We start from the raw sequence: 25166 nt of genomic DNA, 5'->3' as shown, positions 1-25166 counted from the left end.
GACCGACGCCGCGGGTCGGCGTCAGGACGGGCGGACCAGGCGGCTCTCGTAGGCGAAGACCACCGCCTGGATCCGGTCGCGGAGCCCGAGCTTCTGCAGCACGCGCCCCAGGTGGGACTTCACCGTCGCCTCCGCCAGGTGCAGGGTGGCCGCGATCTCCGCGTTGGACAGGCCGCGGCCGACCTCCACCAGCACCTCGCGCTCCCGGGCGGTGAGGCGCCGCACCTGCTCGCCGTGCCGCGTATCCCCGGCACCCGGAAGCTGAGGGCGGAACCGCTCCAGCAGCAGGCCGGTGATCCGCGGGGAGAGCGCCGCATCGCCGACGGCCACGCTGCGGATCGCCGTCAGCAACTCCTCCGGCCTGGTGTTCTTCAGCAGGAAGCCCGACGCCCCGGCACTCAACCCGGCGAAGGCGTACGCGTCGAGGTCGAAGGTGGTCAGGATCAGCACCCTGCTCCGCGGGGAGACCCGCAGCACCTGCCGGGTCGCCTCGATCCCGTCGACGCCCGGCATCCGGACGTCCATCAGGACGACGTCGGGCTGCAACTCCCCGGCCAGGCGCACCGCCTCGGCGCCGTCCGCGGCCTCGCCGACCGCCGCCAGGTCGGGCTGGGCCTCCAGCACCATGCCGAACGCCATCCGGAGCAGCGCCTCGTCGTCGGCGATCAGCACCCGCACCGTCATGCCGACGCCGCCCCGCAGGCGGTGAGGTCGAGGCGGGCGCCGACGCCCCAGCCGCCGCCCGGCAGCGGCCCGGCCCGCAGCGTCCCCCCGTAGGCGGCCGCGCGCTCCCGCATCCCGGCCAGCCCGTGACCGGACGGCGCGGCGGCGGAACCGCCCGGTCCCGCACCGGTGTCGACGACGTCCACGGTGACCGACCCGGCCGCGCACCCGACCCGGACGCTCGCGCGGGTGCCGGGCGAGGTGTGCTTGAGCGCGTTGGTCAGGGACTCCTGGACCAGGCGGTAGACCGTCAGCTGCGCGGTGGCCGGCACACCGGTGGGATCGCCCTCGACCTCCAGCCGGGTCGGCAGCCCCGCCGCGCACATCTGCTCGGCCAGCGCGCCCAGTTGGGCGATCCCCGGCAGCGGGTGGCGGGCCGCGTCCGGTTCGTCGGCCCGCAGCACGCCCAACGAACGCCGCATGTCGGTCAGCGCCTGCCGGCCGGTCTCGGAGATCTGCCGCATCGCGGCCGTCGCCCGGTCGGGGGAGCGGTGCTGCGCGTAGCCGGCGGCGTCGCTGAGCGCGACCATCACGGACAGGTTGTGGGTGACGATGTCGTGCATCTCCCGAGTGATCCGGGCCCGCTCCTCGGCGACCGCCAACCGGGCCTGCTGGTCCTGCTGCTGCTCCAGGCGGGCGGCCCGCTCCCGGACCGCCGCCAGGTAGGCGCGGGTGGTCCGGGCGTTGACGCCGAGGACGGTGGCGGCGACCACCGAAGCGCTCACCGCGACGAACAGGGTCAGGAACGCGCCGTCCGCGGCCCAACGCAGGCAGGCCGCCAGCGCCCCCGCCTGCACGACGCCGGCGGCGGCCAACGCCGCCCGCCGCCCCGCGTGCGCGGCCACCGTGTACAGCGCCACCAACAGGGCGACGTCCGCCGGCAGTTGCACGTCCAGCAGCCACTGGACGAAGGCCGCCGCCACCACCGCGCCGAACACGGCGAGCGGAGCCCGGCGCCGCCACGCCAGCGGCAGCGCGAGAGCGGCCGTCAGGGCGACGGCCACCGGCAGCCCCCGGGCGGCCACGATGTGCACCAGGAACAGCACCGGCAGCAGCGCGTCCCGCGCCACGGTCGGCGGCCGGGAACACCAGCCCCGGACGGTGCGCGCCGCCCGCCCGCCGGACCGGGCCCGGGAACGCCCCGGACGGGCACGGTCCGTTCCGGCGGCCGCCTCGGTCATCCCACACCCCTGCTGATCCGGCGTCATGGTGCCCGTGGCGCGACCGGTCGCGCCACGGCCCTGCCACCGTAGGCCGCGCAGCACGGTCCACGCATGATCCCGGCGGCCGAGGGTGCCCGGCCGGCGTCCGACCGGAGGAGGAGTCCCGCTTCCCCCCGGGGTCGCAGCGCAGCCCGCCGAACCGGCAGGTCCGCCTGCCACTCCGGTCGGACACGGTGCAGACCCGCGGCCGATGTGGCGGCCGGCACCCCGCGCCGAGGATGGCCGGGTGACCGAGATCATCCCGGGACCCCAGCTGTCCCCCCTGGAAATCCTCGCCCTGCTGGCCGCCGCCCTGCTGGTCGTGGCCCGCTGGCTCCCGCCCGCCGCCCGCCCGCCCGTCACCCTCGCGGCCGGTGCGGGCCTCGCCCTGTGCGCCGCCCTGCTCGGCGTGACCGGTCTGCGCTGGCAACTGCTGCCGGTGCTGGCCGGCGCCGCCCTCGCGCTGCCGTTCGCCGTCGCGCCGCTGATCCGCCGCCGCACCGGCCGGCCGGCCCGACGGGCCCGCTGGTGGCTCGCGCTGCCGGGCACGGCGGCCTGCCTCGGCCTGCTGGCCGCGGGCCCGGTGGCCGCCTGGGCGTTCCCCGTCCCCGACTTCCCCACGCCCAGCGGCCCCTACCCGGTCGGCACCCGCGTCCTGCAGTGGACCGACCAGGACCGGCCCGAGACCGCCACCCCCGACCCCGCCGACCGGCGCACCGTCGTGGTCCAACTCTGGTACCCAGCCCGGCAGAGCCCCGCCGGCACGCCCCGCGCCCAGTACCTCGGCCGCACCCCGCAGGAGGCGCGCACCGTCGCCGCCGCCCTCGCCCGCTACGCCGGCCTCCCCGGAGTCCTGCTCGACGGCGTCCCCGCGGCCCGCACCCACGCCGTCCCCGACGCCCCGGTGGCCGACGACGGCGCCCGCTACCCGGTCGTGCTGTTCTCGCCCGGACTCGGCGGCGTGCGCACCCAGAACACCGCCTGGGCCGAGGAGTTGGCCAGCCACGGCTACCTGGTCGCCGCCCTCGACCACCCGTACGACTCCGCCGCCGTCGTCCTCACCGACGGCCGAACCGTCACCACCACCCTCGCCACCACCGGCGACGACGCCGAGGACGACCGGCGGGCCGCCGAGACCACCGCGATCCGGGCCGCCGACCTCAGCTTCGTCCTCACCCGGCTCGGCGCCCTGGACCGCGGCGAGAACACCGACCCGCTGACCGGACGCCTCGACACCGACCGGGCCGCCGCCACCGGCCACTCCCTCGGCGGCGGCGCCGCCCTCCAAGCAGCCCGCCAGGACCCGCGGTTCACCGCCGTCATCGACCTCGACGGCTACCCCCGCGACCCCGCCATGCTCCCCTACCACCAGCCGGCCCTCGCACTCACCCAAGCCATCGGCCCCGGCACCGACCCGCGCTACCTCCCCCGCCTCACCCAGGTCCTGCGACTCAGCACCGCCACCAGCTACCGGCTCACCCTCCCCGGCACCGCCCACCTCAGCTTCATGGACGCCCCCCTCTACCTGCCGCCGGTCCCCTCCGTCGTCGGCTCCCTGGGCCGCACCCGCCCCCCGCACCTGGTCGCCTCCACCACCCTCGCCTTCCTCGACTCCACGCTGCGCAACCGCCCCGGCGACCTGGCCGCCGCGCTGGCCGGCTACGGCGACCTCACCGTCCACCACCCGGGCGACAGCAGCTGACCCACCGTCAGGCCCGTGCCGGCAGGAAGTCCGAGCCGCCCCGGAGACGGCGAGGTCGAACCCGGCCGGGGTGACGGGACGTCAGCGCACCGCCGGTGTGTGAACCGCGCCGCGCCGGGCAGCCGCACCCGCGAGGACCGGCGCGGCGCGCCTCCGGAACCCCGGAACGCGGGCCTACCCTGGAGAGCACGGAAGGACGTGGCGACGTGGCACACCGGATCGGCGGCAGCGCGGGGGACGTCCTCACCGCACGCCTGCGCACCCAGACCGCCCGGCTCGCCGCCCTCGAACCCGACGTCCGCGCCGAGCGGCCCGACGCCGTCCACCAGATGCGGATCGCCGCCCGCCGCCTGCGCAGCGCCCTGCGCACCCACCGCCGCCACCTCCACGGCGACCACACCGGCACCGAGGACGAACTGCGCAGGCTCGGCCGCGCCCTCGGCCACGCCCGGGACGCCGAAGTCCTCGGCGAGCGCCTGATCACCCAGGCCCGCCAACTGCCCGCCGGGGCGGACCGCGACCGGGTGCTCGCCGAACTCGCCGCCTGGAACACCCGCGAGACCCGCGAAGCCCGACCGCAGGTACTCGCCGCCCTCGACAGCGAACGCTTCCGCCGCCTGCTCGCCACCCTCACCGCGCTCGCCGCCGACCCGCCGCTGAACTCCCGCGCCGCCAAGCCCGCCGGACGCGAGATCACCCGCACGCTGCGCCGCGAACACCGCCGCACCGCCGAACGCGTCGCCGCCGCCCGCCGCACCCCCGACGGCCCGGCCCTCGAACGCGCCCTGCACGACGCCCGCAAGGCCGCCAAACGCGCCCGCTACGCCGGCGAGAGCGCCGGCCGCCCCGCCCGCGGCTTCACCCGCCGGATGAAAGCCCTGCAGGACGTGCTCGGCCGCCACCAGGACGCGGTGATCGCCCGCAACACCGTCCGCGCACTGTCCGACGGCGGCTTCGGCTACGGCGTGCTCTACGGCCGCCAGGTCGCCGAACTCGCCTTCGCCCGCGAGCTGTTGCCCGAGGTCTGGGAACAGGCCGCCCGCCGCCCGAAACGCCTGCGGCAGGCATAGCGCCCGTCTCCCGGCCCCGCTCGGAGCCCCCGCGGTCGGCGGCCCGGGGACCCCGGGAGCGGACGGGGAGCCCGTCCGGGCCGCGGACCTCGGCGTCCGTGCAGGCGGGCTGCGAGTCGCAGGTCGGTGTTCGGCGCGGTGCCGGCAGCAGCGGTCCTGGCGGGGTTCTGACACCCCGTCAGGACATCGCCGGGTCCAGGCCGGCGGCGACGGCGGCCGTGCGCAGCAACTCGTCCACCATCGCGGGGGTGAGCCGGCCGGTGTAGGTGTTGCGCGGGCTGACGTGGAAGCAGCCGAACAGGTGCAGCGCGGGCCCGCCGTCGGCGGCCGGCAGCACGGCGTGCGCGCCGTGGCCGAACACCGGCCTGGGGCGCGGCACCTGCCAGCCGGAGGCGGCGAGGGCGGGCAGCACGGCCTGCCAGGCGAAGCCGCCGAGGGCGACCACGGCGCGGACGGTGGGACGCAGGTACTCGAGTTCGCGGACGATCCACGGGCGGCAGGTGTCGCGTTCGGCGTTGGTCGGCTTGTTCTCCGGCGGGGCGCAGCGCACCGGGTCGGTGATCCGCACGCCGTGCAGCCGCAGGCCGTCGTCGCGCCAGACGGACTGCGGGCGGTTGGCCAGGCCCAGGCGGTGCAGCGAGGCGTACAGCAGGTCGCCGGACGGGTCTCCGGTGAAGATCCGCCCCGTCCGGTTGCCGCCGTGCGCGGCCGGTGCGAGGCCGACCAGCACCAGGCGGGCGTCCGACGGGCCGAAACCGGGGATCGGGCGCGCCCAGTACTCCTGGTCCTGGAACGCCCGGCGCTTGACCCGGGCCGCCTCCTCGCGCCATTCGACCAGGCGCGGACACGCACGGCAGTCGACCACCAACTCATCCAGCTCGGCCAGGCCGTGCACCCGTTCGACCAGGTGGGAGGGCGGTTCGGGCAGCTCCATGGGCCGATCCTACGGGGCCGGACGGGGCAGGTGCGGCAGGCGGCGGGAAAGCGGTTTCCGTCCGGCCGGTGCGGTGGGCCGGACGCGGAGTAGCGTGGAGAGGTACGGGCCCGCGCCGCCGGCCGGGTCGTGCGGGGCCGGTGCGCGGAGTTCGGGCGTTCGGGGCTCCGGAGGATCCGGAGTTCCGGGGTTCGGGGCGAGGTGACGGCGATGATCGTGGTCGGTGCGGTGGTGGCGCTGCTGGTGGTGCTGGCGTTGTACGCCGGCCTGAGCGTGCGCATGGTCCAGCAGTACCAACGCGGAGTGGTGTTCCGGTTCGGGCGGGTGCTGGACGAGGTGCGCGGGCCGGGACTGGCCCGGATCATGCCGGTGGCGGACCGGATGCGGCGGGTGAACGTGCAGATCGTCACCATGCCGATCCCCGCCCAGGAGGGCATCACCCGCGACAACGTGACCGTCCGGGTCGACGCGGTGGTGTACTTCAAGGTCCTCGACCCGGTGAAGGCCATCGTCAACGTCCAGGACTACACGTTCGCGATGTCCCAGGTCGCCCAGACGTCGCTGCGCTCGATCATCGGCAAGAGCGAGCTGGACGACCTGCTGGCCAACCGCGAGCCGATCAACCAGGGCCTGGAACTGATGCTGGACAGCCCGGCGTTGGGCTGGGGCATCCAGATCGACCGGGTGGAGATCAAGGACGTGGCGCTGCCCGAGTCGATGAAGCGCTCGATGGCCCGGCAGGCCGAGGCGGACCGGGAGCGGCGGGCCCGGATCATCACCGCGGACGGCGAGTTCCAGGCGTCCGCGCGGCTGTCCGAGGCCGCGAAGGTGATGTCGGCGACTCCGGCGGCGCTCCAACTGCGGCTGCTGCAGACGGTGGTGGAGGTCGCCGCGGAGAAGAACTCGACCCTGGTGCTGCCGTTCCCGGTCGAGCTGCTGCGCTTCCTGGAGAGCTCCACCGAGCGGGCCACCGCGCAGGCCGCCGAGGCGACCCGGGTCGCGGAGGCGGTGGCGGCGGAGTCCGGTTCGGGGACGCAGGCCGCCGACGGCGAGCGCGACGTCGAGCAGCTGGAGCTGCCGCAGGCCGCGCCCGGCACCGAACTCGACGGCGCGGAACGCCCGTTCGGCGTCGCGCCACCGCACGCCGCGTGACCGTGGGCAGCGCGGCAGAGCCCCGTCGAGGCAGTGTCGGGACGGTGTGACGACGGTGCCGGGCCGGGTCTGCGGTGGCGGCCCGACCAGCAGCAGGGCGAGCATGGAAGTCGGCAACGGACAACAGGAACACAGCGACCTCGGGAGGTCCGGCCATGACCACCGCGAAAGACATCATGCACCCCGGCGCGGAGTGCGTCACCGGTGAGCAGACCCTCGCCGACGCGGCCCGGCTGATGCGCGAACGCGACGTCGGCGCGCTGCCGATCTGCGACGAGGACCAGAAGCTGCTGGGCATCCTCACCGACCGCGACATCGTCCTCAAGTGCGTCGCCGAGGGCCGGGACCCCGCCACCGTGCTCTGCGTCGAACTCGCCGTCGGACGGCCGATGGTGATCGAGGAGGACGAGGAGGCGGACCTGGTCCTCGAAGTCATGGAGGAGCACCTGGTGCGCCGGCTCCCGGTGATCAACCACCCCGACCACCAGTTGGTCGGCATGATCAGCGAGGCCGACATCGCCCGCCACCTCCCGCAGGAGCGGCTCGCCGAGTTCGTCACCGCCATCACCGCCCGCTGAGCGCGCGGGCGGTGGGGCGGGAAGCGGTGCTGACGAAACGTCAGTGCAGGTACTGCTTCGGCAACTTGGCGAGGAACGCGTCCGCGATCACCTGGTAGCCGGCGTCGTTGGCGTGGATGTCGCCGCGGGCCATGTTGGTCCACTGCAGGATGCGGGCCACGTTCAGCGGCACCTGCTGCCCGCCCAGCGGCACCTGCGGCAGGAACGAGTCGGTGGCGAACGCGCCCGCCACGTCCGCGGTCGGCACCCGGTGGCGGGCGTCCACCGCGCCGATCACGGTGTTCAGCGCGTCGGCCAGCGGAACGGACGCGGTGGCCATCGCCCGGCCCTGCTCGCCGGTCGTCCAGGCCGCCAGGAACGGGTCGTACAGGTTCATCCCGACGATCCGGGTGTGCGGGCCCGCAGCGTCCTGCAGCTCGGACAGGATGCGGTCCAGCCCGCCGCGGACCTGGTCGATGCCGTTCAGCGCGCACGGCAGGTCGAGCGAGCCGCCCGCCGCGCAGCGCTGCACGTCGTTGGCGCCGATGTCGATGGTCACCAGCGCCTCGTCCTTCCGGTGCGCCTTCAACCAGGCGACCGCCGCCGCCAGTTGGGAGCCCGAGAAGGCGTGCGGGTACGGGCAGCCGCCGTTCTCCATGCTGCCCGTGGTCTCACCCGGGCACCCCAGGTCGGTGAACTCGAACGGGCGGCCCTCCGCCGCCGCCCGGTCGCCCAGCGTCCGCGCCAGATCCTGCGCGTAGCCTCTGCCGACCACGTGTCCGCCGGTCGGCGTGGACTGGTAGCCCGCCGCCAGCGAGTCGCCGAGCGCCAGGTAGTACGCGGCCCGGTGCGGTCCGCCCTGCCCCCCGTGCCCACCCGGCCCGCCCTGGGTGGCGGACGCGGGCACAGCGCCCGCCCCGGCCAGCGTCAGGGCGGCGAGAGCGGCGGCAACGAAGGTGCGGCGGCGCGGAATTGGGCGCATGGAGCCTCCAGGCGGCGAGAGATCGCGATCGATTTCGGCCAGGGGAGGCTACTGCTCGGTAGTGCCCCAGGGGTAGAGGCGTGCACGGGCGGAACCGCCGGTGCCGGCCGCGCTACGGGTCGGGGCGGGTCAGGAGCAGGGATCCGTCGGGGGCGCGCTCCAGCAGGGCCAGCGTGTTCCGGGTGTCGCGCAGGAGGGAGAGGCAGGTGACGGCGGTCGGGCCGATGCGGGCGTCCAGGGGGCGGTGCATGTGCCCGCAGAGGTGGTGGCGGGGGCGCAGGCGCTCGGTCAGCGTGCGCAGTTCCGGGCGGCCCACGGGGCGTTCGCCCGGGACGTCGGCGCCCGGCAGCCCGGCCGGCCAGTCGTGGGTGAGCAGCACGTCCACGCCGCCCCGGGAGCGCGAGCCCTCGGTGGTGAGGCGCTGCAACTCGGCGGCCGTGTAGTAGTTCCGGTCGCGCAGCGACTCGCGCACCGGCCGGGGCCGGTCGGTCACCCGGGAGGAGTGGATGCCGGACAGGAAGGCCACCCGCAGTCCGGCCACCTCGGCGAGCCCGCAACGGCCGAGGAAGTGCACGCCGGGCGCCCACTCGCCCGGGCCGGCCGCGTCCAGCGCCGGCCACGGCTCGTGGTTGCCGCCGATGAAGAACAGCGGCGCACCGAGGTCGACCCGAGCGTCCGTCAGGAGCGGGAAGTCGCCGAGCTTGCGGTACTTCGCCGGACCGTACACGCCGGCCGCGTCCGCCTCGTCCCGATTGGCCTCCACGTCGCCGACCGCGAGGATCGCGTCCAGCGGCCCGTGCGCCGCCCGCACCGCGGCCGCCAGGCGCGCGAGCAGCGCGAACTCGCCGTGCACGTCGCCGACCACCAGGACCCGTGACACCGGACCTCCCCGCCCGAAGCTTGCCGCCGGGTGGGACGGTAGCGGCCCGGGAGAGCCGACGGAAAGCGATTTCCCGTCGCCTGGCGGAGCGGAGCCGGGCGGGGTGGGCAGCGCGGTGGCGGGGCGGGGGCTGCGGCGTGGTCAGCCGGGGAACGCGTAGACGGTGGTGGCGTGCGCGACCGGGTCGTCCGGGGCTTCGGGCGTGGTCAGGGCGATCTCGGCGAAGGCCAGGCGGCGGCCCAGCTTGGTCAGCCGGGCCGTGACCAGCAGGTCGGTGTCACGGGCCGCGCGCTGGAAGGTGGTCGACAGCTGGACGGTGGTCATCGGCGCGAATCCGCCCAGCGCCGAGGCCACGGCGATCACCGTCGCGGTGTCCGCCGCCGCCATCATCGCCTGGCCGGACAGGCCGCCGCCGTCCCGGGCCAGCCGGTCCGACCAGGGCAGCCGGAGCACCGCGTGGCGCTCGCCGGTCTCCACGACCGTCAGACCGAGGTCCTGGACCCACGGGGCGAAGTGGTCGGCGAGGATCTTGTCCGCCTCGACGGGCGTCAGGGTGGTGGCCATGGCGAGATGGTAGGGGCCCTTGGTGACGCAGCGCCATATGCCGTGCGCACAGCGTTCACCGGGTCGTGGGCGCGCACCGTCCGAGGCATGGTGGTGGAGTGGGAGTGCGGCGGAGGCTGGCGGGACTGCGGAACGAGTGGCGCACCGGACACCTCATGGTGCTGCTGCCGATCGGCCTGATCGTGCTGATCTGCGCCGTCGACATCTCGATCTCCCCGAACATCCACCTCGGCCCGCTGCTGGTCGTCGCCCCCGCCATCACCCCGTCGTTCGCCGGAACCCGGATGACCGCCCTGATCGGGGCGCTCGCCGTCGCCGCCCAGATCGTCATCGCCGTGCTGCACGGCGGCCTGTTCACCGCCAACCACCAGGCCCAGGTCGCCGCCCTGGCCCTGATCACCTGCGCGCTGGTCGCCTACTGCCGGGTCCGCGAACGACACGGCCGCGAACTCGACCAGGTCCGCACCGTCTCCGACGCCGTCCAACGCGTCCTGATGCGCCCGCTGCCCGAGAACGCCGGCCCGCTGAGGATCGCCTCCCGCTACCTCGCCGCCGACGACGAGGCCAACGTGGGCGGCGACCTGTACGCCGTCGTCCGCACCGACCGGGCCACCCGGCTGCTGGTCGGCGACGTCCGCGGCAAAGGGCTGGGCGCCGTCGGCGACGCCGCGGCCCTGCTCGGCGCGTTCCGCGAACTCGCCCACCGCCACCACGACCCCGGCGAACTCGCCGACGCCCTCGAAGCCTCCTACCGGCGCCACCTCGCCGAACTCGCCGACACCGGACAGGACGTCCAGGAGAACTTCGTCACCGCGCTGGTCCTCGACGTCCCCGACCAGCACCCCGTGGTGCGGATCGCCGACTGCGGCCACCCGCCGCCCCTGCTGCTGGCCGGCGACCGGGCCGGCCTGCTCGCACTGGGCCGCACCGCGCCACCGCTCGGCATGAGCGCGCTCGGCCCGGTGGAGCGCCGCACCGAGGAGTTCGCCTTCCCGGCCGGCTCCACCCTGCTGCTCTACACCGACGGCGTCACCGAGGCCCGCGACGGTGACGGCACCTTCTACCCGCTGCCCGAACGCGCCGCCCGCTTCCCCCTCGGCCTCGCCCCCGCCGACCTGCTGGACGGCCTGCGCCGCGACCTGCTCGACCACGTCGGCGGCCGCCTGATGGACGACGCCGCGCTGATCGCCGTCGCCCGCGAACGCTGAGCCGACGCGAAAGCCGAGCCGTCGGCGGGGCTGCGGGGCGGGGGCCTCAGGGGGACGGGACCAGCCAGGGGAGGCGGGGAGCCAGCCAGGGCCGGCGGCCGCCTGCTCGCAGCCGGCCCAGGGCGATGGCCTTCCACTGCGGGCTGCGCCGGAACGCCACCAGGAGGAAGGCCACCGGGTCGGCCGAGATGCGGCAGTCCGGTGGGGCGGCGGGTACGCCCCGGGTCACCGTCATCGCCCCGTCGTGCACGGCGAGCCGCAGGCGGGGGCCGCCGCGCACGGCGAGGTCGAACGCCATGTCGACGCCGCGCGCCCGGGCCCGGTCGAGAGCCAGCGGCATCATCACCGGCATCGCCTGGCCGAGCACCAGCCGAGCGTGGTCCGGGTCGATCCGCCAGGGCAGGCGGGTGGCGCGCGCGATGTCCAGGCCGTGCAGCAGGCACTCGCTGAGCAGCAGGCCGGTCGCCGCCGCCACGGTCAGCGCGGGCTGCGGCCCGTACCAGGGCGTGGCGACCGGGGTGTCCGGGGCGAGTTCGGCGGTGGTCCGCAGGAAACGTTCGGCCCGTTCGGCGATGAACGCCTCCGGGCGGTCGCCGATCTGCTCGCCGAGCAGGGCCACCGCGCGGGCGTTCACCGACGCCATCCGCGGGCCGAACGCCAGCTCCGCGGTCGGCAGGACGGCGTCCCAGTCCACCGCGTCCGCGTCCGCGCGCGGCCCGGGAACCGTGGAGCAGTAGGCCAGGAACACCGCCGCGAGATGGGTGCCGACCTGGCCGGCCGTCCACTGGGGGAGCGCCGTGCGGTCCCGCAACTCATGCGCATCGGTGAGCAGTTGGACCAGGCGGGCGCTGGTCCCGGCGAGCGCGGCGCGGGCCCGGAGGTGCGCCTGCTGCTGGTCGGTGAAGGGATCGGGACGGTCGGACACGGCGGCTGCTCCCGGGTGCGGGCGACGGGCGGAGCGGCAGGCTACCGTCCGGTAACTCTCCGGTGGAAGACGTCGCGGCCGCCGGCCCCCGGCCGGGGGCCGGGCGCCGACCGGCGGGTGGGGGTGTTCTCGCAGGTGGGGCGGTGGATAGGCTGGCCCGGCCCGCACCACTCGCCGGATCGAAGGACCACCGTGCAGCCGATCACCGACCGACCGATCCGCTGGGGCATCCTCGCCACCGGCGGCATCGCCACCTCCTTCGCCGAGGACCTGGCCGCCGTTCCCGGCGCCGAGGCGTTCGCGGTCGCCTCCCGCAGCCTCGACTCCGCCCGCGCCTTCGCCGACCGGCACGGCATCCCCCAGGCGTACGGCAGTTGGCAGGAGCTCGCCGCCGACCCCGAGGTGGACGTGGTGTACGTCGCCACCCCGCACTCGGCGCACCACAGCGCGACCCGGCTGCTGCTGGACGCCGGAAAGGCCGTGCTCTGCGAGAAGCCGTTCACGCTCAACTCCGGTCAGGCCGCGGAGGTGGTCTCGCTCGCCCGCAAGCGCGAGACCTTCCTGATGGAGGCGATGTGGACCTACCTGGACCCGACCGTGCGGCGGATCACCGCGCTGATCGCGGACGGGGCGATCGGTGAAGTCCGCAACGTGCAGGCCGAGTTCGGTTTCGTCGGGCCCGACGAGCAGGGCCACCGGCTGTGGGACCCGGCGGCGGGCGGCGGCGCGCTGCTCGACCTCGGCGTCTACCCTGTGGCGTTCGCCCACCTCCTGCTCGGCGAACCGGACTCCGTCCAGGCGCAGGCCCGCCTCACCGAGCGCGGCGTGGACGCCAACACCGCGATCCTGCTCGGCCACCCCACCGGTGCGACCGCCCTGCTGGCCTGCTCCCTCGACGCCCACTGCGGCCAGCGCGCCTCCGTCCAGGGCACCAAGGGCCGCATCGAGCTCGACCGGGACTTCTTCCACCCCGCCGGCTTCACCCTGCACCGCGACGGCGCCGCCCCCGAGACCTTCGAGGCCGCGCCCGCCGTCGGCCACGGCTACGGCCTGGAGGCCGCCGAGGTCGTGCGCTGCCTGCGGGCGGGGGAGACCGAGTCCCCGTTGGTGCCGCTCGATTCGACGCTCGCCGTGATGCGGACGCTCGACACGGTGCGCGAGCGGATCGGGGTGCGCTACCCGGGGGAGTGACGGCGAAGCCGCGGAGCCGCCCCCGAGACCTCCGGGGGCGGCTCAGTCGGTCCGGCCGTCCGCCCGCCGGAAGGCGTGGAGCAGGACCTCGGCGAGGTGCATGGGGCGGGCGGTGGGCTCCAGTTGGGTGAGCTGGGTGCGGCAGCTGAGGCCGTCGGCGAGCAGCAGGGCGTCGGGGGCGGCGGCGCGGACGGCGGGCAGGAGGGCACGTTCGGCGATGGCCACCGAGAGGTCGTAGTGGCCGCGTTCGAAGCCGAACGCGCCGGCCAGGCCGCAGCAGCCGGCGTCGAGTTGACGGTTGGTCAGGCCGAGCCGGTCGGTGACGCGGCGATCGGCGTCGGTGCCGAGGACGGCGTGCTGGTGGCAGTGCACCTGGGTCATCGCCTCGCCGCCCACCCGCGGCAGCGCCACCTGCCGTTCGTCCAGGAACTCGGCGAACGTGCGGACCCGGGACGACAGTTCGGGGGCGTCCAGCAGTCGCGGCCAGTCCGCCCGCAGGGTCGCGGTGCAGGACGGCTCCAGGCCCACCACCGGCAGGTCGGGCGGCAGGTGGCGCAGGGTTCGGCCGATCACCCGCCGGGCCGCGCCGAGTTGGCCGGAGGCGATCAGGGTGAGCCCGCAGCAGACCGGGCCGGTGGGCAGCACCACCCGGAAGCCGAGCCGCTCCAGGACCTGGACGGCGGCCTGCGCCGGCGCCGGGTCGAGGAGTTCGGACATCGAGTCCGGCCAGAGCAGGACGGCGGGCGCGTCCGGGGCGGCGGGGTGCGTGGCCCGGTGCGCGCGGAACCAGGCGCTGAACCGCTGTTCGGGCAGGGCGGGCAGCGCACGCCGCCGGTCGATGCCGCCCAGCCGTTTCAGCGCGGCGGCGGCGTACCGGTTGCGCAACACGGCGTTCGCGGCGCGCGGCGCGAGGTGGGCCAGGCGCAGCCAGGCGGGCAGCCGGCCGAGGGAGCGGTGGGCGGCCGGTCGGGGCCTGAACCGGTAGTGGTGGTACAGGAATTCGGACCGGTAGGTGGCCATGTCCACGTGCACCGGGCAGTCGCTCGCGCAGCCCTTGCAGCCCAGGCAGAGGTCGAGCGCCTCCCGTACCTCGGGCGAGCGCCAGCCGCCGGTGACCAGGTCGCCGCGGAGCATCTCGCCGAGCAGCCGGGCCCGGCCGCGGGTGGAGTGCCGTTCCTCCTCGGTCACCAGGTAGCTGGGGCACATCACGCCGCCCGCGTCGTCCACGCACTTGCCGACGCCCACGCAGCGGTGCACCGCGCTCAGCAGGCTGCCGCCGTCCTCCGGGTAGGCCAGGGCGAGCGGCAACTCCCTGCCGGCGAAGCGGAGATCGGCGTCCAGCGGGCGCGGGGCGACCAGCAGGCCGGGGCTGAGCAGACCGTCCGGGTCCCAGATCCGCTTGAACCGGGCGAACAGGTCGATCACCTGCGGCGGGAACATCCGCGGCAGCAGCTCCGCCCGGGCCTGGCCGTCGCCGTGCTCGCCGGACAGCGAACCGCCGTGCGCCACCACCAGGTCCGCCGCCTCCAGCATGAACTCCCGAAATTCCTCCGGCCGTTGACGCAGCGGAAAGTCCAGTCGCAGGTGGACGCAGCCTTCGCCGAAGTGCCCGTACGGCACGCCGCGCAGCCCGTGCCGGCCCAGCAGGGACCGCAACCGGCGCAGGTACGAGCCGAGTTGCTCGACCGGGACGGCGGAGTCCTCCCAGCCGGGCCAGGCCGCGCCGCCCGGCCGCCCGTCCGGCGTCGGGGGCAGCCGGGTGACGGTGCCCGCGCCCGCCTCGCGGATCGACCACAGGGCGCGCTGCTCACCCGGGTCGGTGACCAGTGCGACGGTGGCGGTGCGCTCGCGCCGCACCGCGCCGGCCAGTCGGCGGGCCCGCTCGGCGGCCTCGGCGGGGGTGTCGCCGCCGGTCTCCAGGAACAGCCAGCAGGCGCCGTCCGGCAGCCGGTCCAGCACCGGCGGGCGACGGCCGGTGGCGAGCAGCGCCGCGACCAGGTCCGCCGCCATGCCTTCGCAGGTCAGCGGCTCCAGCGGGAGCAGCGCGGGCACCGCGTCGGCGGCGGCCGTCTCGTCGGGGTAGCCGGCCACCACCAGGGCGCGGGCCGCCGGTTCGGGCACCAGCCGGACGGTCGCGCCGAGCAGCAGGGCGCACGTCCCCTCGGTGCCGGTGACCGCCCGGACCAGGTCGTAGCCGCGCTCGGGGAGCAGCGCGTCCAGCGGGTACCCGGAGCCGCGCCGCGGCAGCGCGGGCATCGCGCGGCGCAGCAGGGCCAGGTTGTCCGCCGCCAGGGCCTGCAACTCCCGGTGCAGCCGGCCGGGCCGACCGGGCGCGGCGGCGAGGGCGGTCCGTTCGGCGGGCGACAGCGGCCCGGTGACGGTCAGTTCGGTGCCGTCGGCGAGCAGCAGGTCCAGGCTGTGCAGGTTGTCGGAGGTGCGGCCCCAGGCCAGCGAGTGCGAGCCGCAGGCGTCGTTGCCGATCATCCCGCCGAGCGTGCACCGGCTGTGGGTGGACGGGTCCGGTCCGAAGCGGAGGCCGAACGGGCGCGCCGCGCGCTGGAGTTCGTCGAGCACGGTGCCGGGTTCGACGGTGGCGGTGCGGGCGTCCGGGTCGACCGCCAGGACCCGGCCGAGGTGCCGGCGGAAGTCCAGCACCACCGCGCCGGGCCCGATCGCCTGCCCGCCGATGCTGGTTCCCGCGCCGCGCGCCACCACCGGTACGCCGTACTCCCGACACACCGTCAGGGCCGCCCGCACGTCGTCCGGATCGGCCGGTTTGACCACCCCGCGCGGCACCTGACGGTAGTTCGACGCGTCCTGGCCGTACACGGCGCGCTCGGCCGGATCGAAGCGGACCTCGCCGCGCACGGCGGCGGCGAGGGCGCGGGCGAGGTCGGAAGCCATGCTCCCGATCATCCCAGCCGGGGCCCGCCCGGTGCGGGCGGACACGGAGGCTCAGCTGTCGGCCGTGGCGGAGGCGTCGTCGATCTCGGCGATCAGACGCTCGATCCGGACCCGGATCGCGTCCCGGATCGGGCGGACGGCCGCCACGCCCTGGCCGGCCGGGTCGTCGAGCGGCCAGTCCAGGTACGTCCGGCCCGGGAAGTAGGGGCAGGCGTCGCCGCAGCCCATGGTGATGACGTAGTCGGAGGACCGGACGGCCTCGGGGGTGAGGATCTTGGGCCGCTGGTCGGAGATGTCGATGCCGACCTCGGCCATCGCGGCGACGGCGGCCGGGTTGACCTGGCGACCCGGGGCGGAGCCGGCCGAGCGGACCTCGACGCGGTCGCCGGCCAGGTGGGAGAGGAAACCGGCGGCCATCTGCGAGCGGCCCGCGTTGTGGACGCAGACGAAGAGCACGGAGGCGAGCGGCGGCGGAGTGGTCATCGGCGGGGCGGTCCTTCGACTGGATCGGTGCGGTCGTGCGGCGGGCGGGGCGGGACGACGGCGGTCCTGCGGGATGTCGCCAGGGCGGCGACGGATGTGAAAGTATCAGTCCATGCTGACGTCAGTCGAGACTGAACTGTTGCGCGTGCTGTCGGACCCGCTCCGGCTGCAGATCGTGACCCTGCTGGCCCGCGAGACCCTGTGCACCACCCACCTGGTGGCGGAGACCGGCGCCCGCCAGACCAACCTGTCCAACCACCTCCGGGTGCTGCGGGACGCGGGCGTGGTGGACACCGAGCCGTGCGGCCGGTTCACCTACTACCGGCTGCGCCCCGAGGTCCTGGAGTCGCTGGCCGGCACCTTCGCCGAACTCGCCGCCGACGCCCGCGCCAACGGTCAGCGAAAGAGGTCCTGCTAGTGTCCCGCACCGCCCCCGCCCCCGCGGCGCCCGAGCGGTCCTCGGTGGTCGCCAAGCTCTCCACCCTCGACCGCTACCTCGCGGTGTGGATCCTCGCCGCGATGGCGGTCGGCCTCGGCCTGGGCCGCCTGGTCCCCGGCCTGGGCGACGCGCTGGCGAAGGTGGAGATCGGCGGCATCTCGCTGCCGATCGCGCTCGGACTGCTGATCATGATGTACCCGGTCCTGGCGAAGGTCCGCTACGACCGGCTCGACGCCGTGACCGGCGACCGCCGCCTGATGGCCTCCTCGCTGGTGATCAACTGGGTGGTCGGACCGGCGGTGATGTTCGCGCTCGCCTGGCTCTTCCTGCCGGACCTGCCCGAGTACCGGACCGGGCTGATCATCGTCGGCCTGGCCCGCTGCATCGCCATGGTGATCATCTGGAACGACCTCGCCTGCGGCGACCGCGAGGCCGCCGCCGTCCTGGTCGCGCTCAACTCGGTCTTCCAGGTCGTCATGTTCGGCGTGCTCGGCTGGTTCTACCTCGACCTGCTCCCCGGCTGGCTCGGACTCGGCGACGGCCAGCACCTCGACATCTCGATGGGGAGGATCGCCCTCAACGTCCTGGTCTTCCTCGGCATCCCGCTCGCCGCCGGCTTCCTGACCCGCCGCCTGGGCGAGCGCCGCCTCGGCCGGGAGCACTACGAGGAGAGGCTGCTGCCGCGGATCGGCCCGTGGGCGCTGTACGGGCTGCTGTTCACCATCGTGATCCTGTTCGCCCTGCAGGGCCGGACCATCACCTCGCAACCCCTCGACGTCGCCCGGATCGCGCTCCCGCTGCTCGCCTACTTCGCCCTCATGTGGTTCGGCGCCTTCGGCCTCGGCAAGGTGCTCGGCCTGGCCTACGACCGCACCGCGACGCTCGCCTTCACCGCCGCGGGCAACAACTTCGAACTGGCCATCGCGGTCGCGATCGGCACCTTCGGCGTCACCTCGGGCCAGGCCCTCGCGGGCGTGGTCGGCCCGCTGATCGAGGTGCCGGTCCTGGTCGCGCTGGTCTACGTCTCGCTCGCCTGGCGCGACAAGTTCCTCACCGCACCTGCTGCTTGACGCTGCGTCAGCCACGGAGCCCGGCCGCTGCCTCAGGTGACGGCCGGGCTCCGGCGTTCGATCAGGACGGTGTCGCGCCAGACCCCGTGATGCCGGGCGATCCGTTCGCGGGTGCCGATGACGCGGAATCCGGCGCGGGCGTGCAGCGCGAGGCTGGCGGTGTTCTCCGGGAAGACCGCGGACTGGACGGTCCAGATCCCGGCCCGCTCGGTGGAGGCGATCAGCGCGTCCAGCAGCGCCCTCGCCACGCCCAGCCCCCGGTGCTCGGGGTGGACGTAGACCGAGTGCTCGACCACGCCGGCGTAGGCGGGACGGGCGGAGACGGGGCTCACCGCGGCCCAGCCGAGCACCGCGCCGTCGGGTCCGAGCGCGACGTGCCGGTGGTCGGGCAGCCGGGCGGCGTCGAAGGCCGGCCAGCTCGGGGTCTCGGTCTCGAAGGTCGCGTTGCCCTCCTCGATGCCCGCCCGGTAGATCGACAGGACCTGCTCGGCGTGCTCGGGCAGCATCGGGGTGAGCAGCGGACGGGCGACGGGCACCGGGGAGCCTCCAGCGGGCGTGCGGGTCAGCGGTTCAGGTCGAGCAGGGCGGCGAGCGCGGTGAGCGCGGACGGTTCGACCCGGTAGTACACCCAGGTGCCGCGTCGCTCGCTGGTCAACAGCCCGGCCTCGCGGAGCTTCTTCAGGTGGTGCGATACCGTCGGCTGCGAGACGCCGACGTCCTGGATGTCGCAGACACACGCCTCGCCGCCCTCGTGCGAGGCGACCTTGGAGAACAGGCGCAACCGCACCGGGTCGCCGAGAGCCTTGAACATCGCGGCCATCCGCACCGCGTCGGCCCCCGACAGCTCCGCCGAGCTCAGCGGCGGGCAGCACGGCACCGCCTCCGGCTCGACCACCGGCAGCTCGATCATCGAATTCGACATGCGTCTATGTTGACATCCATCGATACCCGGTGGCAAGGTCGGAGACGTCAGCACATCGACACTTGTCGAATCAGGCGGATCGCGGCCGAGCCGCACCGCAGCGCGAAGGGGAGAGAACCGCCATGACCTCCGACCCGACCGGCCTGCCCGTCCTCGTCATCGGCGCAGGCCCGATCGGCCTGGCCGCCGCCGCCCGGCTCCTGGAGAACGGACTCGAGCCGCTCGTCCTCGAAGCCGGGCCCTCGGCCGCGACCGCCGTCCGTTCCTGGTCGCACGTGCGGCTGTTCTCGCCGTGGAGCGAACTCGTCGACCCCGCCGCCGAGAAGCTGCTCACCCCCACCGGCTGGACCCGACCCGACGGGGCCGCCTACCCGACCGGCGGCGACTGGGTGTGGCAGTACCTGCAGCCGCTCGCCGACGCGCTCGCCGACCGCATCCGCTTCGACTCCCGGGTCACCGGCGTCGCCCGCGCCGGACGCGACCGCATCGTCGACGCCGGCCGCGACGAACAGCCCTTCACCGTCCACCTCCAGCACGCCGACGGCACCGAGGAACGCCTGCTCGCCGCCGCCGTGATCGACGCCTCCGGCACCTGGGGCACCCCCAACCCGCTCGGCGCGAACGGCCTGCCCGCACTCGGCGAACGCGCCGCCGCCGACCGGGTGTCCTACCGGATCCCCGACCTCGACGACCCCGCCGTGCGCGCCCGGCACGCGGGCCGCCGGACCGCCGTGGTCGGCACCGGAGCCTCCGCCTTCACCGCCCTCGCGGCCCTCGCCGAGCTGGCGAAGCAGGAACCCGGCACGCACGCCGTCTGGGTGCTGCGCCGCGGCATCACCGGCTCCACCTACGGCGGCGGCAGCGCCGACCAGCTCCCCGCCCGCGGCGCCCTCGGCCAGCGCGCCAAGGCCGCCGTCGAGGACGGCCACGCCACCGCGCTCACCGGCTTCCGCACCGCCGCCCTCGAACCCGCCCCGGACGGACGGCTGGTCCTGGTCGCCGAGGACGGCCACCGCAGCGAACCCGTGGACCAGGTCGTGGTGCTGACCGGCCTCCGCCCCGACCTGGGCTTCCTCACCGAGCTGCGCCTCGGCCTCGACGACCGGCTGCAGGCCCCGACCGCGCTCGCCCCGCTGGTCGACCCCAACCAGCACTCCTGCGGCACGGTCTACCCGCACGGCGCGAACGAACTCGCCCACCCGGAGCGGGACGTGTACCTGGTCGGGATGAAGTCCTACGGCCGCGCCCCGACCTTCCTCGCCCTGACCGGCTACGAGCAGGTCCGCTCCGTCGCCGCCGCCCTGGCCGGCGACCACGAGGCCGCCGCGCGCGTGGAACTCACCCTCCCGGAGACCGGCGTGTGCGGCGGCGCGGGCCTCTACGACGAACCCGAGCCGAGCAACTCCGGCGGCTGCTGCAGCACTTCGCCGGTGCCGCAGCTGATCACGCTCGGCGCCCCGAGCAGCGGCGGCTCCTGCTCGCCTGCGAGCGGCTGCAGTTGAGATCGCCGGCGCCCTGACGGGCCGTCAGCTCACGGAGCGTCCGGGGCCGTCGAGTGCTGCTGCGGGATCACCGGCAGGACCGGGCCGGCGGCAGGCTGCGGCTCGGCAGCGGGCTGCGGGGTGACGGCGGGAACGGTGGCCGCGGTGGCCGCGGGGGCGGGCGAAGTCGGTGCGGTGGGCTGGATCTTGTCGTCGCGTTCGTCGTCGCCCGCGCCGTCCTTGGTGGTGAGGATGGTGTCGAAGACCTCGCGGAGCTTGTCGGTGGCCTGCTTGGAGAACAGGCCGCACAGACCGGCGATGCCGGCGAAGCCGTACGGGTTGGTGGCGGTGCCGTCGGTGCCGTTGGCGAACAGGCCGCCGCGCAGCAGGAAGTAGACCAGCAGGGCGAGGGCGGCGCCGATCGCGGTGCGCAGCAGGTACCAGGGGAGCCAGCTGGGCAGCAGCTGGCGGTTGCCCGCGTAGGTGGCGAACGAGGTGGCGGCGTGCACGAAGCTGCCGAGGCCGCTGGCGGCGAGCACGGCCAGCAGCATCGCCGTGTTGGAGGTCAGGTGCCAGGGTCCGAGGCCGAGGACGGTCCACACCGCCGGGTCGCCGGTGGCGGCGCGTTCGGCGGTCAGCGTGGTGAGCGGCGTCCAGACGCTGATCAGCACGGCCACGCAGACGAACGCCTCGGCCAGCAGCAGCACGCCGAGCAGCAGCACCGCCCAGCCGGACATCTGCTGCTGCGGCGGCAGCGGGCTCGGCGCCGCCGGGGTCGGGCCGTCGAGGGACAGGGATTCGTCGGACGCCGGGGAAGCAGGGGTGGACATCGCGGAGTTCGCCTTCCGGTCCGGTGGCGCACGGAGCTGGCGCGAGGGAGTGGGGGACTGCGGGGAGGGACTCTACCCGCCGGGCCACGCCGACGGGTCGTCAGGACCCGTCGCCTCAGCGGCGCCCGCCCGCCAGACGGGAGAACTTGGCGACCTCGAAGGTGGCGTAGGAGTTGGAGGACAGCAGCGAGAACTTGATGCCCTCGCGGCCCTCCGGGCGCCGGTAGCCGGAGGGCAGGAAGCGCCTGTAGTGCTCGGCGGCGCGTTGGAAGAACTGCGGGCGCTCGGCGCGGGTCAGGCACCCCGGCAGGTCCAGCACGAACAGGTAGTGGCGGACCATCCGGGTGAACAGGTGCGGGCGGACCGCGGCGGTGACCGGCTCGGCCTCCGCGGGCTGCGCGTCCAGCAGTTCGAAGCTGCTCTCGTACCGGTCGAGCAGGTCGAAGTGGGTGGCGCCCGGGCTGCCCGCCGGGTGCAGGGTGTGGCGGCGGCGGATGGTGACGCACTCCCGGTCCAGCACGGCGATCCGGGTGGCGGCGAGCAGGGAGCGGTGCACCGCCGACACCTCCTCGTAGAAGCCGTCCGGGAACGCGGGGATGGTGCCCGCGCGCAGCAGCCGGTCCCACACCAGCGGCGGTGCGCCGAACAGCTCGGGCCGCTCGGCCGGGGCGAACACCCCGGGGCCGGCCTCGGACAGCAGTGCGGCGGCGTTGCCCGGCCAGAGCTTGCCGCGGTACTCCCGGTTGTGGCCGAACAGCAGCACGTCAAGCTCGCCGGTCTCGGTGAGGCGGGCGTCCATCGCCTCGAACGCGTCGGCCGGCAGCAGGTGGTCGGCGTCCAGGAACAGCAGGTACTGGCCGCGCGCGTGCGCCGCGCCCGCCATCCGGGCCCGGCCGATGCCGGGCTCCGCGTCCAGCCGCAGCACCCGCACCCGGGCGTCGCGCAGCTCGTAGGCCTCCACCAGCCGTTCCGGGCAGTGCGGGGACGGGGTCTGCACCACGATGATCTCGAACTCGCGGAAGGACTGGCCGAGCAGCGAGTCCAGACAGTCCTTGAGCTGTCCCTGCTCGTCGTAGGCGGGGAGTACGACGGTGATCAGTGGTGGGGCCATGGGCGGGAGGCTAGGGGCGGGGACAGCCTCAGGCAAAGGTCGGAAGCCGCTCGAAAGCGGCCAATCCGGACATCGGCCACGGGACGTTCGCCGAATCTTCACCGAACGGACATGACTGTACGATGAAATGTCCGGATAGGGGGCGGAACGCCGCGACTTACTGACGTATCGTCAGATGTACGCCCGGTGGCGGAGCTGCGGAGGGCCGGTGCGGAAGCGCCCGCTCCGGCCGCCGCTCCACCCGTCAGTACCAGTTGTGCGACTGCCAGAACGTCCAGGCCGCGCACGGGCTGCCGTACGTCTCGTTCATGTACTGCAGGCCCCACTTGATCTGGGTCACCGGGTTGTCCCGCCAGTCCGAGCCCACCGAGGCCATCTTCGAACCCGGCAGCGCCTGCATCAGCCCGTACGCACCCGAGGACGGGTTGGTCGCGTGCACGTTCCAACTGGACTCGCGCTCCACGATGTTCGAGAAGCACTGCAGCTGACCCGCCGGCACGATCTGCGCCGCGATCTGCTGCGGCGTCCCGCTGAACACCGACTGGGCGGCGGACGGGGTGCTGCTCGGCAGCGCCTGGCGCTGCTGCGAACGGGACGCCGCCTCCGCCGCCGCCTTCGCCTTGGCCGCCGCCGAAGCGGACGCGCTGGCCTTCGCCGCGGCCTCGGCCTTCGCCTTCGCGGCGGCCTCCGCCTTGGCCTTGGCGTCCGCCTCCGCCTGGGCGCTGGCACTCGCGCTCGCCTGCGCGGACGCCGATGCGGCGGCCTGCGCCTCCGCTTCCGCCCGGGCCGACTCGGAGGCGGCCGCCGAAGCGTCCGCCGCCGCCCGGTCGGCCGCCGACTGCGAGGCGTCGGCCTGCGGCAGCGCGTCGCTCGCCAGCTGCGGGGCGCCGGCCGCGACCGAGCTCGCCGAGGCGGGCGTCGAGTCCTGCGGCAGGGCGAGCGCCAAGGTCGCGGTGCCGGCCACCGCGAGGGTGGCGACACCGGTCACCACCGCGTACCGGTGGCGGCGGAGCTTCTCCGAAAGAGTCAGGGTCCTGCGGTGCTGCACGGCGACCTCTTCCCTCGTGCGGGCCGGACGGCCGGACGGACAACGAGCGGCCGCCGGACACCGGGCCGCCGGAGCCGAGACGATCGGACCGGCCGCGCCGACTGGCGGACGGGGGTCATTCTTGGCAGACCCGGCAGAGCCGTACAACGAGCCCCGAAACTACGCCCGGTAGTAGGCGGAGCCGGGCAGGGGGCCGAGGAAAGCGCGGTCTACCCGGGGAGGAGTCGGGACAAACCGGACAGCGCTCGGAGTTTCGCTCGCACACCGCTGACCTGGGCAATCGTGGCAACCCGCGGACGATTCGGAGCGGGGATCGGCCGCCGATCGCGGAGCCGGGCCGACCACCGACTATCGAGGACCGTAGTCACCCGGTGCCGTGTGGTCGGCCTCACAGCAACCGAACCCGCCCCGGCACCGTCCGCGCCCGCCCGACCACCCGCAGTCCACCACGCGGCCCGACCGGCGACCCCGCGCGGCGGCGGCGACCAGGCCGCACCGATACTGGCCCGATGATGATCGCGGTGGTGGCGGTGGCGGCCCTCGGCCTGCTCGGGGCGGCGCACTGGTACGTGTGGCGGCGGATGGTCCGGGACGTCTCCGCACCCGGCGGCCGGTACCGCCGCATCGGCACCGGACTGGTCGTCCTGCTCCCCGTCCTCTCGCTGCTCGCCCTGATCGGCGGCCGCGCCTTCCCGCTCGCCGTGGAACGCTGGTTCGCCTGGCCCGGCTACCTCTGGCTCGCCGTCCTCCTCTACCTGCTGCTCGCCCTGCTGGCCGGCGAGGCGCTGCGCCCGCTGCTGCGCCGCCTCGGCCGCGGCAGGGACGCGGCGCCCTCGGACGTCGTCGTGGAGCCCGAGGCCATGGCTGGGGAGGCGGAGGACATGGCTGGGGAGGCGGAGCCGGAGTCGGGGCCGGTGTCGGAGCAGGCCTCGCGGCGGCTGTTCGTCTCGCGGGTGGTGGCCGGGGCCGCGGCCGGGGTCGCCGTCGGAGTGGTCGGCAACGGCGCGTACGGGGTGCTGCGCGGGCCGCGGGTGAAGCAGGTGACGGTGCCGCTGGCCAAGCTGCCGCGGGCCGCGCACGGCTACCGGATCGCGGTGGTCAGCGACATCCACCTCGGCCCGATCCTCGGCAAGGCGCACACCCGGCGGATCGTCGACACCATCAACGCCGTCCAGCCCGACCTGATCACCGTGGTCGGCGACCTCGTCGACGGCACCGTCCCCGAACTCGGCCCCGCCGCCCGCCCGCTGGCGGACCTGCGGGCCAAGGACGGGGCCTACCTCGTCACCGGCAACCACGAGTACTTCTCCGGCGCCGCGCCCTGGGTGGAGTTCGTCCGCGAGCTCGGCGTGCACCCGTTGGAGAACGACCGGGTCGAACTGGCCTGGTTCGACCTCGCCGGCGTCAACGACATCGCGGGCACCGCGACGGGCCAGGGCCCCGACTACCGACGGGCGCTGGGCGACCGCGACCGGGCCAGGGCCGCCGTCCTGATGGCCCACCAGCCCGTCACCATCCACGACAGCGTCCGCCACGGCGTCGACCTGCAACTCTCCGGCCACACCCACGGCGGCCAGCTCTGGCCCGGCAACTACCTGGCGGAACTGGCCAACCCCACCGTCGCCGGGCTGGAGCGCTACGGCGACACCCAGCTGTACGTCACCCGCGGGGCCGGCGCCTGGGGCCCGCCCGTCCGGGTCGGCGCACCGTCCGACATCACCGTGGTCACGCTCGCCTCGCTGCAGGCCTGACCTGGGGGGAGGGGACGCGGGCCCGCCGCCCCGGCCG

The 25166-nt window shown here is 75.0% G+C and carries 24 protein-coding genes; 10 read left to right on the top strand and 14 right to left on the bottom strand.

The window, feature by feature from the left end:
• Window positions 1-21 precede the first annotated feature (21 nt).
• Both BX266_RS01830 and BX266_RS01825 read right to left on the bottom strand, forming a co-directional pair.
• Window positions 22-684, bottom strand: coding sequence for a response regulator transcription factor (locus BX266_RS01830; protein WP_099897180.1), 663 nt, complete (start codon window positions 682-684; stop codon window positions 22-24).
• Entirely contained in the window at window positions 681-1904 is a 1224-nt protein-coding gene (locus BX266_RS01825) for a sensor histidine kinase (protein WP_099897179.1), read from the bottom strand. The genes BX266_RS01830 and BX266_RS01825 overlap by 4 nt, the downstream gene beginning before the upstream one ends.
• Before the next feature lie 232 nt (window positions 1905-2136).
• Between BX266_RS01825 and BX266_RS01820 the strand changes: the two genes are divergently transcribed.
• Both BX266_RS01820 and BX266_RS01815 read left to right on the top strand, forming a co-directional pair.
• A complete protein-coding gene (locus BX266_RS01820) occupies window positions 2137-3627 on the top strand; it encodes a hypothetical protein (RefSeq protein WP_099897178.1) in 1491 nt (496 codons plus the stop codon).
• A 206-nt stretch (window positions 3628-3833) separates the two neighbouring features.
• Window positions 3834-4697, top strand: coding sequence for a CHAD domain-containing protein (locus BX266_RS01815; RefSeq protein ID WP_180290342.1), 864 nt, complete (start codon window positions 3834-3836; stop codon window positions 4695-4697).
• 178 nt (window positions 4698-4875) lie between these two features.
• On the opposite strand, the gene BX266_RS01810 is transcribed toward BX266_RS01815, so the two are convergent.
• Entirely contained in the window at window positions 4876-5631 is a 756-nt protein-coding gene (locus BX266_RS01810) for a uracil-DNA glycosylase (protein ID WP_099897176.1), read from the bottom strand.
• 210 nt (window positions 5632-5841) lie between these two features.
• Here BX266_RS01810 and BX266_RS01805 point away from each other — a divergent pair, with 210 nt between their 5' ends.
• Both BX266_RS01805 and BX266_RS01800 read left to right on the top strand, forming a co-directional pair.
• Window positions 5842-6783, top strand: coding sequence for a slipin family protein (locus BX266_RS01805; protein ID WP_259464484.1), 942 nt, complete (start codon window positions 5842-5844; stop codon window positions 6781-6783).
• 155 nt (window positions 6784-6938) lie between these two features.
• The gene (locus BX266_RS01800) at window positions 6939-7361 is read left to right on the top strand and encodes a CBS domain-containing protein (protein WP_099897175.1); all 423 of its coding nucleotides are present in this window, start codon (window positions 6939-6941) and stop codon (window positions 7359-7361) included.
• A 40-nt stretch (window positions 7362-7401) separates the two neighbouring features.
• On the opposite strand, the gene BX266_RS01795 is transcribed toward BX266_RS01800, so the two are convergent.
• The 3 genes from BX266_RS01795 to BX266_RS01785 all read right to left on the bottom strand — a co-directional run bounded on the left by BX266_RS01795 (window position 7402) and on the right by BX266_RS01785 (window position 9766).
• Window positions 7402-8322: an SGNH/GDSL hydrolase family protein gene (locus BX266_RS01795; protein ID WP_099897174.1), complete on the bottom strand. Its 921-nt coding sequence runs from the start codon at window positions 8320-8322 to the stop codon at window positions 7402-7404.
• A 112-nt stretch (window positions 8323-8434) separates the two neighbouring features.
• Window positions 8435-9202, bottom strand: coding sequence for a metallophosphoesterase (locus BX266_RS01790; RefSeq protein ID WP_180290341.1), 768 nt, complete (start codon window positions 9200-9202; stop codon window positions 8435-8437).
• Between the two features lie 141 nt (window positions 9203-9343).
• A complete protein-coding gene (locus tag BX266_RS01785; RefSeq protein ID WP_099897172.1) occupies window positions 9344-9766 on the bottom strand; it encodes a PaaI family thioesterase in 423 nt (140 codons plus the stop codon).
• A gap of 155 nt (window positions 9767-9921) precedes the next feature.
• Here BX266_RS01785 and BX266_RS01780 point away from each other — a divergent pair, with 155 nt between their 5' ends.
• Window positions 9922-10974, top strand: coding sequence for a PP2C family protein-serine/threonine phosphatase (locus tag BX266_RS01780; protein WP_099907267.1), 1053 nt, complete (start codon window positions 9922-9924; stop codon window positions 10972-10974).
• Between the two features lie 46 nt (window positions 10975-11020).
• On the opposite strand, the gene BX266_RS01775 is transcribed toward BX266_RS01780, so the two are convergent.
• On the bottom strand, window positions 11021-11899 hold the full coding sequence (locus tag BX266_RS01775) for a maleylpyruvate isomerase N-terminal domain-containing protein (protein ID WP_099897171.1): 879 nt from the start codon (window positions 11897-11899) through the stop codon (window positions 11021-11023).
• A gap of 192 nt (window positions 11900-12091) precedes the next feature.
• Between BX266_RS01775 and BX266_RS01770 the strand changes: the two genes are divergently transcribed.
• Window positions 12092-13090 (top strand): Gfo/Idh/MocA family protein, encoded by a 999-nt coding sequence (locus BX266_RS01770; RefSeq protein WP_099897170.1) that lies wholly within the window; start codon window positions 12092-12094, stop codon window positions 13088-13090.
• 42 nt (window positions 13091-13132) lie between these two features.
• Here the strand turns inward: BX266_RS01770 and BX266_RS01765 are convergent, their stop codons facing one another.
• Both BX266_RS01765 and BX266_RS01760 read right to left on the bottom strand, forming a co-directional pair.
• Window positions 13133-15994: an FAD-binding and (Fe-S)-binding domain-containing protein gene (locus BX266_RS01765; protein WP_099897169.1), complete on the bottom strand. Its 2862-nt coding sequence runs from the start codon at window positions 15992-15994 to the stop codon at window positions 13133-13135.
• A gap of 51 nt (window positions 15995-16045) precedes the next feature.
• Window positions 16046-16477: an arsenate reductase ArsC gene (locus BX266_RS01760; RefSeq protein ID WP_099897168.1), complete on the bottom strand. Its 432-nt coding sequence runs from the start codon at window positions 16475-16477 to the stop codon at window positions 16046-16048.
• Between the two features lie 112 nt (window positions 16478-16589).
• On the opposite strand from BX266_RS01760, the gene BX266_RS01755 reads away from it, so the two are divergent.
• Together BX266_RS01755 and arsB are read left to right on the top strand one after the other, a co-directional pair.
• Window positions 16590-16895: a helix-turn-helix transcriptional regulator gene (locus tag BX266_RS01755; RefSeq protein WP_099897167.1), complete on the top strand. Its 306-nt coding sequence runs from the start codon at window positions 16590-16592 to the stop codon at window positions 16893-16895.
• Window positions 16895-17986, top strand: a complete 1092-nt coding sequence (gene arsB / locus BX266_RS01750; RefSeq protein ID WP_099897166.1) for an ACR3 family arsenite efflux transporter — start codon at window positions 16895-16897, stop codon at window positions 17984-17986. Before BX266_RS01755 ends, arsB begins: the two co-directional genes overlap by 1 nt.
• Window positions 17987-18018: 32 nt before the next feature.
• On the opposite strand, the gene BX266_RS01745 is transcribed toward arsB, so the two are convergent.
• Together BX266_RS01745 and BX266_RS01740 are read right to left on the bottom strand one after the other, a co-directional pair.
• Window positions 18019-18492, bottom strand: coding sequence for a GNAT family N-acetyltransferase (locus BX266_RS01745; RefSeq protein ID WP_099907265.1), 474 nt, complete (start codon window positions 18490-18492; stop codon window positions 18019-18021).
• Window positions 18493-18548: 56 nt separating this feature from the next.
• A complete protein-coding gene (locus BX266_RS01740) occupies window positions 18549-18908 on the bottom strand; it encodes a helix-turn-helix transcriptional regulator (protein WP_099897165.1) in 360 nt (119 codons plus the stop codon).
• A 122-nt stretch (window positions 18909-19030) separates the two neighbouring features.
• Here BX266_RS01740 and BX266_RS01735 point away from each other — a divergent pair, with 122 nt between their 5' ends.
• Window positions 19031-20410 carry an NAD(P)-binding domain-containing protein gene (locus BX266_RS01735; RefSeq protein WP_099897164.1) on the top strand — a complete coding sequence of 460 codons (1380 nt, stop codon included), beginning with the start codon at window positions 19031-19033 and terminating at the stop codon, window positions 20408-20410.
• Between the two features lie 29 nt (window positions 20411-20439).
• Here BX266_RS01735 and BX266_RS01730 read toward each other — a convergent pair whose 3' ends face one another.
• The 3 genes from BX266_RS01730 to BX266_RS01720 all read right to left on the bottom strand — a co-directional run bounded on the left by BX266_RS01730 (window position 20440) and on the right by BX266_RS01720 (window position 23378).
• Complete coding sequence (locus tag BX266_RS01730) at window positions 20440-21219, bottom strand: hypothetical protein (protein WP_099897163.1); 780 nt, start codon at window positions 21217-21219, stop codon at window positions 20440-20442.
• A gap of 115 nt (window positions 21220-21334) precedes the next feature.
• Entirely contained in the window at window positions 21335-22330 is a 996-nt protein-coding gene (locus BX266_RS01725; protein ID WP_099897162.1) for a glycosyltransferase family A protein, read from the bottom strand.
• A 244-nt stretch (window positions 22331-22574) separates the two neighbouring features.
• A complete protein-coding gene (locus BX266_RS01720) occupies window positions 22575-23378 on the bottom strand; it encodes a lytic transglycosylase domain-containing protein (protein ID WP_259464483.1) in 804 nt (267 codons plus the stop codon).
• Window positions 23379-23887: 509 nt separating this feature from the next.
• Here BX266_RS01720 and BX266_RS01715 point away from each other — a divergent pair.
• Entirely contained in the window at window positions 23888-25129 is a 1242-nt protein-coding gene (locus tag BX266_RS01715; protein WP_180290340.1) for a metallophosphoesterase, read from the top strand.
• Window positions 25130-25166: the final 37 nt, after the last annotated feature.

The organism is Streptomyces sp. TLI_171, assembly GCF_003610255.1.
GTDB lineage: Bacteria > Actinomycetota > Actinomycetes > Streptomycetales > Streptomycetaceae > Kitasatospora.
This window is presented reverse-complemented; position numbering and strand designations above follow the sequence as displayed.